Below are 16,022 nucleotides of genomic sequence, written 5' to 3'. Positions count from 1 at the left end.
CCGCCCGAGTGTTGTCCACAGGCGGTGGCTGAAGTCGGGGAGTGCGGACAGAATCGAGTGTGTGAGCCCGACAACACGAGCCCTGACGCAGGACCGGGGCGACGGGAGGCACCGTGAGGACAGCGACACTGGGACCCGCGCAGCGCGCCGGGGCACTCGCCGCGATGGCGGAGCGTGAGCTGGACGTGCTGGTGGTCGGCGCGGGCGTGGTCGGCGCCGGCACCGCGCTGGACGCCGCGACGCGTGGACTTCTCACCGGACTGGTCGAGGCGCGGGACTGGGCCTCGGGCACGTCGAGCAGGTCCAGCAAGCTCATCCACGGCGGGCTGCGCTATCTGGAGATGCTGGACTTCGCCCTGGTGCGGGAGGCGCTCAAGGAGCGCGGACTGCTGCTGGAGCGGCTCGCCCCCCATCTGGTCCGTCCCGTGCCGTTCCTCTATCCGCTCCAGCACAAGGGCTGGGAGCGGCTGTACGCCGGATCGGGCGTCGCGCTGTACGACGCGATGTCGGTGTCCTCCGGCCACGGCCGGGGTCTGCCCGTCCACCGCCACCTCTCCCGCAAGCACGCCCTGCGGGTCGCGCCCTGCCTCAAGAAGGGCGCCCTGGTGGGCGCCCTGCAGTACTACGACGCCCAGATGGACGACGCCCGCTATGTGGCGACCCTGGTGCGCACGGCGGCCAGTTACGGGGCGCAGGTCGCCAGCCGGGCCCGGGTGATCGGCTTTCTGCGCGAGGGAGAGCGGGTCGTCGGCGCCCGTGTGCAGGACGTGGAGACGGGAGGGGAGTACGAGGTCCGGGCGAAGCAGATCGTCAACGCCACGGGGGTGTGGACGGACGACACCCAGGCGCTGATCGGTGAGCGCGGGCAGTTCCATGTCCGCGCGTCCAAGGGCATCCATCTCGTCGTCCCGAAGGACAGGATCCATTCGACCACCGGGCTCATCCTGCGCACCGAGAAGTCCGTGCTCTTCGTCATCCCCTGGGGGCGGCACTGGATCGTGGGGACGACCGACACCGACTGGGACCTGGACAAGGCCCATCCGGCGGCATCCAGCGCGGACATCGACTATCTGCTGGAGCACGTCAATTCGGTGCTGGCCGTGCCGCTCACACGCGATGACGTCCAGGGGGTGTACGCGGGCCTGCGTCCGCTGCTCGCGGGCGAGTCGGACGCGACGAGCAAGCTCAGCCGCGAGCACACGGTCGCGCATCCGGTGCCCGGCCTGGTCGTTGTCGCCGGGGGCAAGTACACGACCTACCGGGTGATGGCCAAGGACGCGGTGGACGCGGCCGTGCACGGCCTGGACCAGCGGGTGGCGGCCTGCGTCACGGAGGACGTGCCGCTGATGGGCGCCGAGGGCTACCGCGCGCTGTGGAACGCGCGGGCGAGGATCGCGGCGCGCACGGGCCTGCATGTGGCCCGCGTGGAGCATCTGCTGGGCCGCTACGGCTCCATGGTCGAGGAGCTGCTGGACCTGATCGCGGCCGACCCGGGGCTCGGTGAGCCGCTGTCCGCCGCCGATGACTATCTGCGGGCCGAAGTCGTCTACGCCGCATCGCACGAGGGCGCCCTCCACCTCGACGACGTGCTCACGCGACGGACCCGGATCTCCATCGAGACGTTCGACCGGGGGACGCGCAGCGCGCGGGAGTGCGCGGAGCTCATGGCGCCGGTGCTCGGCTGGGACAAGGAGCACATCGCGAAGGAAGTGGAGCACTACGAGAAGCGGGTGGAGGCGGAGCGGGAGTCGCAGCGGCAGCCGGACGATCTGACGGCGGACGCGGCGCGGCTGGGGGCGCCGGACATCGTGCCGACCTGACGGACGCATGCCGCGTTTCGGGCAGGGCCGTTGCCTCCGGCTGCCGCCGGAACTGTCCCGGAACGAAACCGTTGCCGAGCCAGGATCGTGTAAGGGGGTGGTGACCTGTTCGGGAGCCGATCTCCCGTGCCAATAGGGCGGTGACCAGCGGGTCGACGGCCGGCGCGCGTGGTCGTGGCGCCCGTCGGTGGACCCGGGAGAATCGCCGGTCCTGGAATGAGAGACAATGGGGGCTCTTCCAGGGCGGGTTGCCGCACCGCGCAGGAAGCGGCAGGCGCGGGCGAGGATCAGGGATCGCAGAGGGGACGCATGTCGGAGGCGAAGCAGTCGCGGGACACGGCACCGGAGCCCCTGCGCGATGCCGGAAACGTTGTCGCACACGAAGACGAGACGCGTGCGGACGATGCCGTGAAGGACACCGCGGAGCCGGGCGCCGACGGACGCGCCACCGGGTCGGAGGAGTCCGGCCGGGCCACCGGTCCGAAGCCCGAAGGGGCCGATGGGACACCGGAGGACGCGGTCGGGGACGACCTCGTCAAGGACGCTGCGGGCGATGGCGGTCCGGTGAGCGACGGCCCCGTCAAGGGTGCCGCGGGCAAGGGCGCGACCGAGCCGGACGCGTCCGCCGGGAGCGCTTCGGCGGGGGATGCCTTCGCCAAGGCCGACTCCGGCAAGGACGGGTCCCCCAGGGATGCCGCCGCCAAGGACGGCTCCGCCAGGCAGGCAGCGGTGTCGGACGTGTCCGGCAAGGGTGCTCCCACCAAGGGCGCGTCGGCCACGGGCGCTTCGGGCAAGGGTGCCTCTGGCGCGTCCGGCTCCGGCAAGGCGGGCACCGGTGCCTCGCGGGGCGGGAAGGTCGGCGAGGGGCGGCTGCTGGCCGGGCGGTACCGGCTGGGCGGGGTCCTCGGGCGCGGCGGCATGGGCACCGTATGGCGGGCCGTGGACGAGACGCTCGGCCGCACGGTCGCCGTGAAGGAACTCCGCTTCCCCAACGCCATCGACGAGGAGGAGAAGCGACGCCTCATCACGCGTACGCTGCGCGAGGCGAAGGCGATCGCCAGGATCCGTAACAACGGCGCGGTGACGGTGTACGACGTCGTCGACGAGGACGACCGGCCGTGGATCGTCATGGAGCTCATCGAGGGCAAATCGCTCGCCGAAGCCGTCCGAGAGGACGGCATCCTGACGCCCCGGCGGGCGGCAGAGGTCGGGCTGGCCATCCTCGACGTACTGCGGTCCGCGCACCGCGAGGGCATCCTGCACCGCGACGTGAAGCCGTCCAACGTGCTGATCGCCGAGGACGGGCGGGTCGTCCTCACCGACTTCGGTATCGCCCAGGTCGAGGGTGACCCGTCCATCACCTCCACCGGCATGCTCGTCGGCGCGCCCTCGTACATCTCGCCGGAGCGCGCCCGCGGCCACAAGCCCGGACCCGCCGCCGACCTGTGGTCGCTCGGCGGCCTGTTGTACGCGAGCGTCGAGGGCTGCCCGCCGTACGACAAGGGCTCCGCCATCGCGACCCTGACCGCCGTTATGACCGAGCCGCTGGACCCGCCGAAGAACGCGGGCCCGCTGGAGGAGGTCATCTACGGCCTGCTCGCCAAGGACCCGGCGAACCGGCTCGACGACGCGGGCGCGCGGGCGCTGCTCATGGACGTCATCCATGCGCCGGAGTCGCGGGCCGAGCCGGAGCCCTCGCCCGAGGCGACCCGGGTGGTGGCGCTGCCGCCCGTGCCGCCGGAGCCCACCGCCCCGGCCAGGGACCGAGCGAAGGAGGCCGCCGACGCGGCGGCCGAGCGGGTCCGCGGCGCGCTTCGCTCCGTACGGAACGCGGCGGCGAAGCCCGAGCCGAAGCCCGAGCCGGCGCCCGCGCCCACACGGCCGGCCCCCGTGCGCGCGTCGCTGACCGATGTGGTGCCCAAGCGCACGCTGGTGATCATCGCGGTGGTCGCCGTGCTCGTGGTGCTCGGCAGCGTGCTCGCGTACAACCTCAGTGGTGACGGCGACGAGCAGGCCAACACCGGTTCGCGTCCGTCGGCCTCGGCCCCCGGCACGGTGCCGGGGGACAAGGGCAAGAGCGGCGACGGGAAGCAGCCCGCAGTGTCCGCGGGCCCCTCGGCGGACGGTGACGCGGGCACCGGCACTCCGGGCGCCGGTACCCCGGGCACGGGCAAGACCAGCGGCGGAACCGGCGCCGGGGGCAAGACCGGCTCCGCGCCGCTGCCCACGGTCGCGTACCGGCACGCACAGGGGTTCTCCATCGGGCTGCCGGAAGGCTGGAAGTTCACCAAGACCGACAGCGCGGGCGCACGGTTCGAGGGGCCCGACGGACAGCGCCTGCTGGTGGGCTGGACCACGTCACCGAAGGACAATCCGGTCGCCGACTGGATTCGTCAGGAGGGCTGGATGCGCCGCGACGGATACAAGCGCATCAAGATAGAGGCCGTCGCCTACCGTGGATGGAACTCTGCCGACTGGGAGTTCACCTTCAAGGAAGACGGCACGCGCTACCGGTCCCTGGACCGGGGATTCGTCGTCAACAAGGGGCTCGGCTACGGGATCATGTTCACCGCCCGTGCGGATGACTGGACGAAGCCCGAGACCACGGCCACGTTGAAGGCCTTCTTCGATACCTTCCAGCCCCGTTCCTGAAAACCTGTTCCCCGTCCCCGGTCCTGCAGAGGTGCGCCTCGGCAGGACCGGGGTCAGGTATTCGAGGGTCAGGAACTCAGGATCTTGCGGGCTCCGGCCACGATCTTCTTCTGACTGGCCGCGAGGCTGTCCAGCGCGGAGCTTTCCTTCTTGATCAGCCCCTGCTGGATGGCGGACTCGACCGCATGCCAGGTCTTCGGCAGCCCGACCTCGAATTTGCAGGTGACATCGGCCTTCGCGACGGCTCGTTCCCGCTCGTCGGCCGTGGGGTCGGAGAACGCGGGATCGTCCGTCACCGCGAGGGGGGACGCGTATGTGTGCCCGTGCCGTTTCATGCACCCGGACCAGTCGGCGAATGCGCTCTTGACGCGCGGGTCCTCAAGAGACGCCTTGTAACTGTCGAAATCGATGCTCTGGGCGATCTCTCTGCCGCGCTGCCCGTAATGGTCCCCGTAGACCTTCCGCTTCGATTCGCCGTAGCAGCCCCCGCTCGGCACGGGAATTCCCTGGTACTCCTTGACCGGCTTGGCGTCCGCGCCCTTCCCGGACAGCAGCATGGACTGGAGGGCGCTCGGCTGGGGGAGGGAGGCGGGATCCGGGCCGGTGGCATCGGCGACCTGGTAGCCGTTCCGCGCCGCCGCCCGTGCGTCGGTCAGGCTGTAACGGCGGCTCGCCTCAGCCTGTGCCGAGCCCCGCTCCGGGTTTCGGGGCGGCAGCGCGGGTGCGCCGAAGCGCCGCACGCACGCCTCCTGGAGCTTGATCTCGGCCCGGTCGAGGAGGAGTTTGTCCTGCGGACTCAGGGCGTACTGGTCGAGCGGCATCGAGAAGGTGAAGGCGGCCTGCTTCGGAGCCGGGGCTCCGCTTCCTGCGGCCGTGGGACCGGGACCGCGCTCCGTCGGCGCATCCGATCGGTCGGCGCAGGCGACGAGGGACACGGAGAGGGCCAGCAGAGCGAGCGTCGAAGCGGTGATCCGGGTGTGCGATCGATGGTTCATGTCCCTGCGATTTCCTTCGGGCCGGGCGGGTTTCCGGTTGCTGCTTTCCGGCTTCCGGCTTCGGTTTCCGGTTGCGGTTTCCGGTTTGCGGTTCCTGAATCGCTCGCGGAAACCCGCCCAGCTCTCGAACTATCCAGCCACTGCTACCAGTTGTAGCAGTTCTTCGGGTGGTTACCGACGTTGCTGTAGCCGGCCAGAAGCTTCACCGACGCGTTCTCGTTGTAGGTGCGGACGAGCCGGGGAGCGAAGACGATCCCGTTCTCCATCGACTCGAGCTTCTCGCAGGGGCCGTTGTAACCGCTGCTGTAGAAGATGCTTCCGGAGGAGGTGTAGAAGTTGTTGTCCGCCCGGAAGTTCGCCGAGGCGGCGTTGTTCTTCACGGTCAGGCCCTTGCCCGCACCAGCCGTGGTGAAGGTGTATCCGGCCAGGTTGGAAATGCTCTTGGTCGTGAGGAAGTGAGAGCCCTTGTTCTCGCTGTTGTAGAACAGCCAGAGACAGGGCTGGCTCGGGGCGCACGATGCGGCGGCGGCAGTCGGTGCGGTGGCCAGGCCCGCACCCGCAATGGTCGCCAGACCGGCGACGGTGACAGCGATTCGTCGTCCTACGGACATGTTTCCTCGAATCTCCAAGATCAATAACGGTCGGTGGAGTGTGCCAATTTCGGTCGAACTGACAATCGACTAAGTGGAGTTGAGTGCATCACGCTGTGGGGTGGATCCGTCGTCCCCCTCGGCGCCGTGCCGCCCCGGCACGTATCGTGAGGGACCGTGGGCCATGCGCAGCCGCAACAGACCGGTGGGGGACCGGAATTGGCGGATTCGTACGGGTCGCGGGACCGGGGGGACAGCACGCTGCTGGGGAGGCGCTGTGGACGACTACGCGGGCAGGGTTCTCGCCGACCGTTACCGTCTGCCGTTGCCGCCTTCCGACGCGTACGAACTCGTCGAGACACGCGCCTTCGACACCTACAGTGGCCAGGAAGTCCTTGTCCGGCAGCTGCCGTTGCCGGAGGTCGTGGACGCGGAGGTGCTCGACCCGGACGGCTCCGGGCGCGCCGTCGCACCACGGCGCGTCTCCGGGAGGGCCACGCGTCGGCCCACGGACCCGGCGGTACGGCGCGCGGTCGAGGCCGCGCAGGCCGCCGCGCAGATCCCGGACCACCCCCGCCTCGACCAGGTCTTCGACGTGTTCGCGGAGGGCGGTTCGCTCTGGATAGTGAGTGAACTGGTCGCGGCGCGTCCGCTGGCGGCGCTGCTGGCCGAGAGGCCGCTGACCCCTTACCGAGCGGCCGAGATCGGCTCCGATGTGCTCACCGCGCTGCGGGCGCTGCACGCCCACGGCTGGACCCACCGCAACATCACGGTCCGTACGGTCCTCGTCTGTGACGACGGCCGTGTCGTCCTGACGGGCCTCGCCGCGGGCGCGGCGGAAGAGGCGCTGTGCGGGTACGCGCCGGTGCCTGAGCCGATGGAGTACGCGGAGGCTGTGGAGACCGGGGGGTACGCGGAGGCCGGGGAATACGTGGAGGCCGTGGAGGCCGTGCCGTACTCCGCGGACCCGGCCATCCCGGTGCAGCCCGCCCCGCAGGACCGGTACGCCCCGGGGTACGGGGACGGGCGCGACCAGGTCGACGTACGGACGCCGCGCCCCGGCGCCATCGCCGCCTACCGGGCGGGAGCCCGCGCCGGTGCTCGGATCGGCGAGGACCGCCGTCAGTCCGAGGTCGGCCGCCAGTCGGAGGAGGGCCGTCGGAGCGAGGGCGGCGTCGGGCGCCTGCACCACCCGGGCGTGCGGGACGACGAGCGCGGGGCCGTCCCTGCCGAGAGCCTGCTCCCGCCGCGGTGGTGGTCCCGGCCGGCGGACGAAGAGGCCGACGAAGAGGCCGAGGACGCGTACGACGACGACACCTACGACGGGCCGTACGACGTCGCTCTGTACGAGGGCGACGCGCACGGCGGCGAGGCATACGAGGGCGACGCGCACGGCGGCGAGGCATACGACGGCGACGCACACGCCGACGAGGACGGCGGGGACGGCGGGGGCGGTGGGGACGACCGGCCGCGCGGCACCCGTCGCGCCCTGCTGGCCGGCACCTGGAGCGACGGCCCCTTCTCCGGTACGGACGGCCCCGCGTCCCTGTCGGCGGGCGGCGGAGCGTCACCGTACGGCACAGGCTCCTTCGGCGCCGACGCCTTGCGCGCCGAGGCGCGGCGCGGCTCGGACCCGACGTACGGCGACGGCCGCCGCGACAGCTCGGCAGACCCCCACAGCACCGGTCCGCGCGGCACCGGCCCCCACAGCACCGGCCCCCACAGCACCGGCCCGCACGGCACCGGCCCGCACGGCACCGGCCCCCACAGCACCGGTCCGCGCGGCACCGGCACACACAACACCAGCCCGCACGGCTCCCGCCCCCACGGCACAGGCCCCCACCGCCCCGGTCAGGGCCCCGGCCCCGCCTCTTCGCCCCCGCACGCCCCCGACCGGCAGCCGGTCGCCGCAGGCCGCTGGGACGAGGTCGTCGCGGGCGGCCCCGCCGACCCCACCGCCTCCGTCTACCGCGGCCCCACCACCCCACTGGCCGCCGAGCGCGCCCGCCAGGCCCGGATCGCCGTCGTCGGCGCGGTCACCGAGCGCTGGGCGCCCGAGCAGGCGGGGCCGGTCCACGAGAACTGGCAGCTGGCGCCGCCCATCGGCCCCTCCACCGACCTGTGGGCGCTCGGCGCGCTCCTCTACCGCGCGGTGCAGGGCCATGCCCCGTACCCCGAGGAGAGCGCGGCCGAGCTGGTCCAGCTCGTCTGCGCCGAGCCGCCCGCGTTCGCGGAGGAGTGCGGGCCGCTGCGCCCGGTCGTCGAGTCGCTGCTGCGCCAGGACCCCACCGAGCGCCCCGACTTCGAGGAGCTGCGTGGCTGGCTGCGCTCGCTCATCAGGTCCGCCCCGGAGCCCGAGGCGGGCACTGAGGTCGTCCCGCTGCCGTCCGTCGACGCCGCACGCCTGCCCGTCGTGCGCCGCCGTGGTGAGCTCGTACGCAAACGCCGCCCCGGTTCGCTCGACAGCAGGCACGGCCGCCACCGCCACAAGAAGACACGGGAGCCCCGCTCGCCCCGTTCGCCCCGCGAGCCGCGCACCCGCCGCCCGCGCGCCCTCGGCCGTCTCCTCCTCGTCCTCATCCTGCTCGGGCTCGCGGCGGCCGTCGCGTACGCGGTGATGTTCATGCCGAAGGCCGGGTCCTCCTCGCAGTCCCAGTCCCCGTCGTCGCCCGGCCGGGAGGCGCCGGGCGGCGGAGCGTCGTCGGACTCCGGCGCCGACGGCACTCCGGACGGCCAGCAGCCGCAGACTTCCGCGCCCACCTCCGGGGACCTCGCGGACGGCTATGAGGTGCGCGCCGACCCGGAGGGCTTCCGGATCGCCGTCGACAAGACCTGGGAGCGGCGCGCCAAGAACAGTGACGGCCAGGTCCGTTACGCCGGTGGCGCCTTCACGCTCATCGTCGTTCCCGGTCGTGACACCGTGCGGGCGAACGGCTCGGACCCGATGACGTACCAGCGCGACAAGGAGCGCGAGCTGCAGCCCTTCCGGGACTCCTCCTGGACGGAAGCGTCCGGTCTGCGCCGCACCGACGTCGGCGAAAAGGCGATGGCGGAGGGGAAGTTCAGCTGGAAGGACGGCAACGGCAGGCAGGTGTACGCACAGAACCTCGCCGTCATCGTCGGCGACCGGTACCACGTGATCCAGGTGATCGGGCCCGCGGACAAGAAGGACAAGGTCGCCGAGATCCACCAGCAGGCCGCGACGGCCTACCAGGTGACGGGCTGACGGGCGCGCGTCCGCCGGGTCGAGTGACCGACCGACAGCGTGCCGCGACCACTACATCACGGTGCGATTTCGTGAGCTGCCCCAGGTTCCCCGTACGTACTTCCCCTCCGTAACCTGTCTTTCCAAGGTACTAGCGGGGCACGGGGGCACGTGGGCACGTGGACAACAAGCAGAGTGGCACGGGCGCGGGTTCACTGCTGGCCGGCAGATACCGCCTGACCGAGAGCATCGGCCGGGGCGGCATGGGCAAGGTGTGGCGCGCCCAGGACGAACTGCTCCACAGGACCGTCGCCGTCAAGGAACTCACGGCAGGGATGTACGCCTCCGAGGCCGACCGTGCCGTCCTGCACGCGCGGACCCAGAAGGAGGCCCGCGCCGCCGCCCGCATCACTCATCCCAATGTCGTCACCGTCCACGACGTGCTGGAGCACGACGACCGTCCGTGGATCGTGATGCAGTACGTCGACGGTCCGTCGCTGGCCGACGCCGCCAAGCAGGCCGGGGCTTCCGGCGAACAAGGGCCGTCCGGGCAGCAGTCCGGTCAGCCGTCCGGGCAGTCAGGGCAACGGTCCGGTCAGTCCGGTCAGTCCGGTCAGTCCGGCCGATCCGGCTGCATCCGGCCGACGGAGGCGGCGCGCATCGGTGTGTACGTCCTCGCCGCACTGCGCGCCGCGCACGCCGCCGGAGTACTCCACCGTGACGTCAAGCCCGGCAACGTCCTGCTCGCGACCGACGGCCGGGTCCTGCTGACCGACTTCGGCATCGCCGCGATCGAAGGCGACTCGACCATCACCAGGACCGGTGAACTGGTCGGCTCCATCGACTATCTGGCCCCCGAGCGGGTACGGGGCGGCGACCCGGGCCCCGCGTCCGACCTCTGGTCCCTCGGTGCCACGCTCTACACGGCGGTGGAGGGCCGCTCGCCGTTCCGCCGTACGTCACCGCTGTCCACGATGCAGGCCGTGGTGACCGAGGAGCCGGCCCCGACCGAGAGGGCAGGACCGCTCGCCCCTGTCATCACGGCACTGCTGCGCAAGGAGCCCGACCAGCGCCCTTCGGCTGCCGAGGTCGAACGGATGCTGCTGGAGGCGATGGAGGGGCGTACGCCGAAGTCGGCGCAGGCGTACGTACCGACGCAGACGGTGACTCCGCAGGAGCGGTGGACGGGGACCACGCAGCTGACCGCACCCGCACCCGCACCCGCACCAGCGCCCGCAACGGCGCCGGCCAAGCGGCGCTCCGGCCGCTGGCGTACGGCCGTACTCGTGGTCGTACTCGCCACGGTCTTCGGTGGCGGGGCGGGATTCCTGGCGATGAAGTACGCGGACGGCGGCGCCGGCACCCCGTCCTCGAACAGCTCGACCGGAAGCAAGGGCGGCAGCGGCGGTGCGGCCGACCCCGCCAAGCCCGGCTCCGTACCCGCCGGCTGGGTCCGGGTGAAGGACCCCGAGGGCTTCAGCCTGGCCGTACCGAAGGGCTGGACACGGCAGTCGGACGGTAACCAGATCGACTACACGCCGGACAACGGCCGCCACCGCATCCGCATCGGCATCGACAAGTCGCCCGACTTCGAGAACCCGTACGCGCACATGCTGGACCTCGAGAAGATCGTCGACAAGCGGACGCAGTACAAGAGGCAGACCCTGCACCCCAATACGTACCGTGACCAGACGAACGCGGCGCTCTGGGAATTCACCTGGACCGAGACCAAGGACCACCCGGGCAAGCGCCGCGCGATCGACCAGATGTACTACGAGGACGACGGTACGGAGTACGCGCTCTCCATGTCGGCCCCCGAGGAGGGCTGGGCGACCACCCGACAGCAGTTCGACACGATGCTGAGGTACTGGCAGCCGCCCACAACCCCCTGATCAGGGCTTTTCTGCCAGCGATCGCTGGCGTGATCGTCGGGGTGTGTGAGGGCCTGGCGAAAAGCTGTTACCCACGGGTACCCAAAGCCTCGATTGCGTCATACTCTCGCCCCCATGACGGACTCGCAGGACTCGCAGGCTGCCCTCGCCCCCACGAACCCGACCGCCCCGGCCCCCGCGGGCGTGCGCACCGCCGCCGACGTGGTCACCCCGGAGGTGGTCGCGCAGCTCACCCGTGGCGTCGTCGGCTCCGGCCGTACCGCCAACCACACCCCCTTCACCGGCGAGAAGCTGGCCGACCTGCCCGAGTCCACCCCCGAGGACGTCGCCGACGCCTTCGCCCGCGCCCGCGCCGCGCAGCCCGTCTGGGCGGCCACGTCCCCCCGCGCCCGCGCCGCCGTCCTGCTCCGCTTCCACGACCTGGTCCTGGAGCGCCAGGCAGAGGTCCTCGACCTGATCCAGCTGGAGACCGGAAAGGCCCGCCTCCACGCCCACGAAGAGGTCCAGGCGGTCGCCGTCGCCGCCCGTCACTACGGCCGCAAGGCCCCCTCCTACCTCAAGCCCAAGCGGCACACCGGCGTCGTCCCGGTCCTCACCAAGACCACCGAACTGCGCCAGCCGCGCGGCGTCGTCGGCCAGATCGCCCCCTGGAACTACCCCCTGGAGCTGTCGGTCGGCGACGCGCTCCCCGCCTTCGTGTCCGGCAACGCGGTCGTCATGAAGCCCGACACCGAGACCGCGCTCACCGCCCTGTGGGCCCGCGACCTGCTCATCGAGGCCGGACTCCCGGCCGGCGTCTTCCAGGTCGTCATCGGCGAGGGCCCGGTCGTCGGCCCCGAGGTCGTCCGGCACGCCGACTACGTGTCCTTCACCGGCTCCACCCGCACCGGCCGCGAGGTCGCCCAGGGCGCGGCGGCCCGCCTCATCGGCGTCTCCCTCGAACTCGGCGGCAAGAACGCCATGCTCGTCCTCCACGACGCCGACATCGACAAGGCCGCCGCGGGCGCGGTGCGCGCGTGCTTCTCCTCCGCGGGCCAGCTCTGCATCTCCATCGAGCGCCTGTACGTCCACGAGTCGATCGCCGACGCCTTCATCGAGCGCTTCGCGGCCCGTACGAAGGCGATGCGCCTCGGCGGCTCCCTCGCGTACGGCGCCGACATGGGCTCGCTCGTCGGCGAACGCCAGCTGGAGACCGTCAAGCGCCATGTCGAGGAGGCCGTCGCCAAGGGCGCGACGCTGGTCGCGGGCGGTGTCCACCGCACCGACATCGGCCCGCTCTTCTACGAGCCCACCATCCTCGACGGCGTCGAGGCGCCGATGGCCGTGTGCACCGAGGAGACCTTCGGCCCGGTCGTCTCCATCTACCGGTTCACAGACGAGGACGACGTCATCGAGCAGGCCAACGGGACCCCGTACGGCCTCAACTCCAGCGTCTGGACGAAGGACGGCAAGCGCGGCCACGCCGTCGCCGCCCGCCTGCGCACCGGCACCGTCAACATCAACGAGGGGTACGCGCCCGCGTACGGCAGCGTCCAGGCCCCGATGGGCGGCATGAAGGACTCCGGCCTCAGCCGCCGACACGGCTCCGAGGGGATCCTCAAGTACACCGAGGCCCAGACGGTGGCGCAGCAGCGGGTGATGCCGCTGGCCCCGTCGTTCGGGATGGACGACGAGAAGTACGCGGCGTTCATGAGCATGTCCCTGAAGGCGATGAAGGCGCTCCGCCTGCGCTAGCCAGTTTCTGGCACCCCCCGTCCCCACCCGCACCGAGGAGAGCGAACAGCCATGCCCGAGGTCCCCCCTGCCCAAAAGCAGGACGAATCAGGATACGACTACGACGTCATCGTGATCGGCTCGGGCTTCGGCGGCTCGGTGTCGGCGCTCAGGCTCACGGAGAAGGGCTACCGCGTCGGCGTCCTGGAGGCGGGCCGCCGCTTCACGCGCGAGACGCTCCCCAAGAACTCCTGGGACCTGCGCAACTACCTCTGGGCCCCGGCCCTCGGCCTCTTCGGCATCCAGCGGATCCATCTGCTCGGCAAGGTGATGGTGCTGGCCGGCGCGGGGGTGGGCGGCGGCTCCCTCAACTACGCCAACACGCTGTACGTGCCCCCCGCGCCCTTCTTCAACGACCCGCAGTGGTCGGGCATCACCGACTGGCAGGACGAGCTCGCCCCGTACTACGACCAGGCGAAGCGCATGCTGGGGGTCCGCCTCAACCCGACGATGACCCCGTCCGACGTCCACCTCAAGGCGACGGCCCAGGCGATGGGTGTCGGGGACACCTTCCACATGGCTCCGGTGGGCGTCTTCTTCGGGGACGGCGACGACGCGGACGGTAAGGCCAAGGCGGCGCCGGGCGCGGAGGTCCCCGACCCGTACTTCGGCGGCGCGGGCCCGTCGCGCCGGGCGTGCACCGAATGCGGGGAGTGCATGACGGGCTGCCGCCACGGGGCGAAGAACACCCTCAACGAGAACTACCTCTACCTCGCCGAGCAGGCGGGCGCGGTGATCCACCCGATGACGTCGGTCGTCGCGGTCACGGAGAACTCGCGGGGCGGCTTCGCGGTCAAGACGCTCCCCAGTGACAACAAGCGCAAGGCCCGGGGCCGTACGTTCACCGCTGAGCGCGTGGTCGTCGCCGCCGGTACGTACGGCACCCAGACCCTCCTCCACCGGATGAAGGACACGGGCCTGCTGCCCCGCATCTCCTCGCGGCTCGGCGAGCTGACCCGCACCAACTCCGAGGCTCTCGTCGGCGCCCAGACCGACAACCGCCGCTACCGCAAGCGCCACGGCGCGGACAAGGTCGACTTCACGCGCGGCGTGGCGATCACGTCCTCGATCCACCCGGACGAACACACCCACATCGAGCCGGTCCGCTACGGCAGGGGCTCCAACGCCATGGGCGGCATGACGATCCTCCAGGTCCCGTACAACACGCGGGCCCGCGTACGCGCCTGGCTCGGGAACATCGCCCGACACCCGCTGCTCGCGGCCCGCTCCCTGTCCAACCGCCGCTGGTCCGAGCGCACGATCATCGGCCTGGTCATGCAGTCGCTCGACAACTCCCTGACCACCTACCGCAAGCCCACCGGCCTCGGCAAGGGCCTCCTCACCGCCCGCCAGGGCCACGGCGCCCCCAACCCGGACCAGATCCCCGAGGCCACCCGCGCCGCCTCCCTCCTCGCCGAGGAGATCAACGGCTTCGCCGGCTCCAACATCGGCGAACTCATGGGCACCCCGCTCACCGCACACTTCCTCGGCGGCTGCCCCATCGGCTCCTCCGCCGAGCACGGCGTCATCGACCCGTACCACCGCCTCTACGGCCACCCGGGCATCTCGGTCGTCGACGGCGCGGCCGTCACCGCCAACCTCGGCGTGAACCCCTCCCTCACCATCACGGCCCAGGCCGAGCGGGCGATGTCCTTCTGGCCCAACAAGGGCGAAACGGACCCCCGCCCGACCGCCGGCGCGTCGTACGAACGCCTCACCCCGATCGCCCCGAACTCCCCGGCGGTCCCGGCCGACGCCTTCGCGGCCCTGACCCTCCCGTTCCTCGGCATGCCGCCGGTCCCGCCCAAGAAGTAGCCGGACACAACAGAGAGGCGCTGCACCCCCCTCCGAGTGCAGCGCCTCTTGTGCTCTTTCGAGCGGTGTTACGTCATATACGCCGAGGCGTCGTTACGCGACCGAGCCGGCCTTGCGGCGCTTCATCGCGAAGACGACACCGGCACCGGCGACGATGGCGATACCACCGGCGATCCCGATGGTCGGCAGCATCGAGGACGAACCGGTCTCGGCGAGGTTGCCGGTGACGGCGATCGGCTTGGCCTCACCCTGCGGCTTGACGTCCGACTTGGGCTTGTCGCCGGTCGGCTTCGAGTCCTCGACGTCACCGGGGTTGCTGCCGGCCTTGACGACCGTGAACGCGTAGGTCTCGCCGTTCTCGAAACACGTGGACGTCTCGTCCGCAGCGTCGTTGAAGTACTCACCGACGGCGAGAGCGAGGCCGTCACCCGCAGGAGCACCCTTGTCGATCTTCAGGCGGAGGTCGATGGTGACCTTCTGCCCGGCATCGAGCGGGAACTCGCCGAAGAAGACACCATTGTTGATCGGCGTGTCGGCAAAGTCGTTGATCCACTCGCCGGACTCGGGGTCCTTGTATTCGAAGTGCGCGTACTTCTCGACGAGCTTGTCCTTGGGGTCCTCGGGGTCGTAGGTGGCGACCGCGTAGACGAACAGGCTCTCAATGTCGATCTCGCCGGCGTTCTTCACGTTGAACGTGAAGTTCTTCCAGCCGCTGCCCGCGACGATCTTGTTCGGGAAGCCGCCGAGGGAGACCTGGACGGAGCCCTCTTCGCAGATCGGGAACTCCTCGTCCTCCTCGAGTTCCTCCTCCTCGCCCGGCTTGACCTCGTCCGCCGGCTTCTCGTCCTCGGCGGGCTTCTCGTCGCTGCCCGGCTTGGTGTCCTCGGCCGGCTTCTCTTCCTCGGCCGGCTTCTCCTCCTCGGCGGGCTTCTCCTCCGCCGCCGGCTGCTCGCCCTCGGCGGGCTTCTGCTCCTCGGCCGGCTTCTCCTCCTCGGCCGGCGTGGTGTCCGTGTTGGCCGCCGGGCTCGCGGAGGAGGTGGTGCTCGGGGCGTCGTCGGTCGCGTACGCGGCCGGGGCCGCCAGGAACGCGGCGGGGGCTATGACGGCGGTCGCGGCGGCGACGGCCATAGCGCGGCGAAGCTTCATGAAGACCTCAGTGAAGTCCAGGCGCACCGCGATGCGCGGTACGGAGTCTGATCGCCATCCCCGGCCGTGGGGTCACGGGTGTGGCTGTTGTTTCCGCATGCATGACCCGTGATCGATGTGGAGGGTTGTACTCC

At 71.1% G+C, this 16,022-nt stretch carries 9 protein-coding genes; 6 read left to right on the top strand and 3 right to left on the bottom strand.

The window, feature by feature from the left end:
- Positions 1-113 precede the first annotated feature (113 nt).
- Entirely contained in the window at positions 114-1,820 is a 1,707-nt protein-coding gene (locus ABT342_RS02470) for a glycerol-3-phosphate dehydrogenase/oxidase (RefSeq protein WP_351565817.1), read from the top strand.
- Positions 1,821-2,129: 309 nt separating this feature from the next.
- On the top strand, positions 2,130-4,472 hold the full coding sequence (locus tag ABT342_RS02465; protein ID WP_502965439.1) for a serine/threonine-protein kinase: 2,343 nt from the start codon (positions 2,130-2,132) through the stop codon (positions 4,470-4,472).
- A gap of 68 nt (positions 4,473-4,540) precedes the next feature.
- Here ABT342_RS02465 and ABT342_RS02460 read toward each other — a convergent pair whose 3' ends face one another.
- Together ABT342_RS02460 and ABT342_RS02455 are read right to left on the bottom strand one after the other, a co-directional pair.
- Positions 4,541-5,467 carry a hypothetical protein gene (locus ABT342_RS02460; protein ID WP_351565814.1) on the bottom strand — a complete coding sequence of 309 codons (927 nt, stop codon included), beginning with the start codon at positions 5,465-5,467 and terminating at the stop codon, positions 4,541-4,543.
- Positions 5,468-5,610: 143 nt separating this feature from the next.
- Positions 5,611-6,078 (bottom strand): hypothetical protein, encoded by a 468-nt coding sequence (locus tag ABT342_RS02455; protein WP_351565811.1) that lies wholly within the window; start codon positions 6,076-6,078, stop codon positions 5,611-5,613.
- Between the two features lie 256 nt (positions 6,079-6,334).
- Between ABT342_RS02455 and ABT342_RS02450 the strand changes: the two genes are divergently transcribed.
- From ABT342_RS02450 to ABT342_RS02435, 4 genes are all read left to right on the top strand, one after another.
- Positions 6,335-9,283, top strand: coding sequence for a serine/threonine kinase C-terminal domain-containing protein (locus tag ABT342_RS02450; RefSeq protein WP_351565808.1), 2,949 nt, complete (start codon positions 6,335-6,337; stop codon positions 9,281-9,283).
- A gap of 158 nt (positions 9,284-9,441) precedes the next feature.
- Complete coding sequence (locus tag ABT342_RS02445) at positions 9,442-11,154, top strand: serine/threonine-protein kinase (protein WP_351565805.1); 1,713 nt, start codon at positions 9,442-9,444, stop codon at positions 11,152-11,154.
- Between the two features lie 114 nt (positions 11,155-11,268).
- Positions 11,269-12,888: a succinic semialdehyde dehydrogenase gene (locus tag ABT342_RS02440; RefSeq protein ID WP_351565802.1), complete on the top strand. Its 1,620-nt coding sequence runs from the start codon at positions 11,269-11,271 to the stop codon at positions 12,886-12,888.
- A gap of 51 nt (positions 12,889-12,939) precedes the next feature.
- Entirely contained in the window at positions 12,940-14,742 is a 1,803-nt protein-coding gene (locus tag ABT342_RS02435) for a GMC oxidoreductase (protein ID WP_351565799.1), read from the top strand.
- Between the two features lie 93 nt (positions 14,743-14,835).
- Here ABT342_RS02435 and ABT342_RS02430 read toward each other — a convergent pair whose 3' ends face one another.
- A complete protein-coding gene (locus ABT342_RS02430; RefSeq protein ID WP_351565796.1) occupies positions 14,836-15,888 on the bottom strand; it encodes an LAETG motif-containing sortase-dependent surface protein in 1,053 nt (350 codons plus the stop codon).
- Positions 15,889-16,022: the final 134 nt, after the last annotated feature.

Origin of the sequence: Streptomyces sp. NPDC000410, assembly GCF_040300305.1 — a bacterium.
GTDB lineage: Bacteria > Actinomycetota > Actinomycetes > Streptomycetales > Streptomycetaceae > Streptomyces.
The sequence above is the reverse complement of the archived record's forward strand: the minus strand, read 5'-3'. Positions and strand labels throughout refer to the sequence as shown.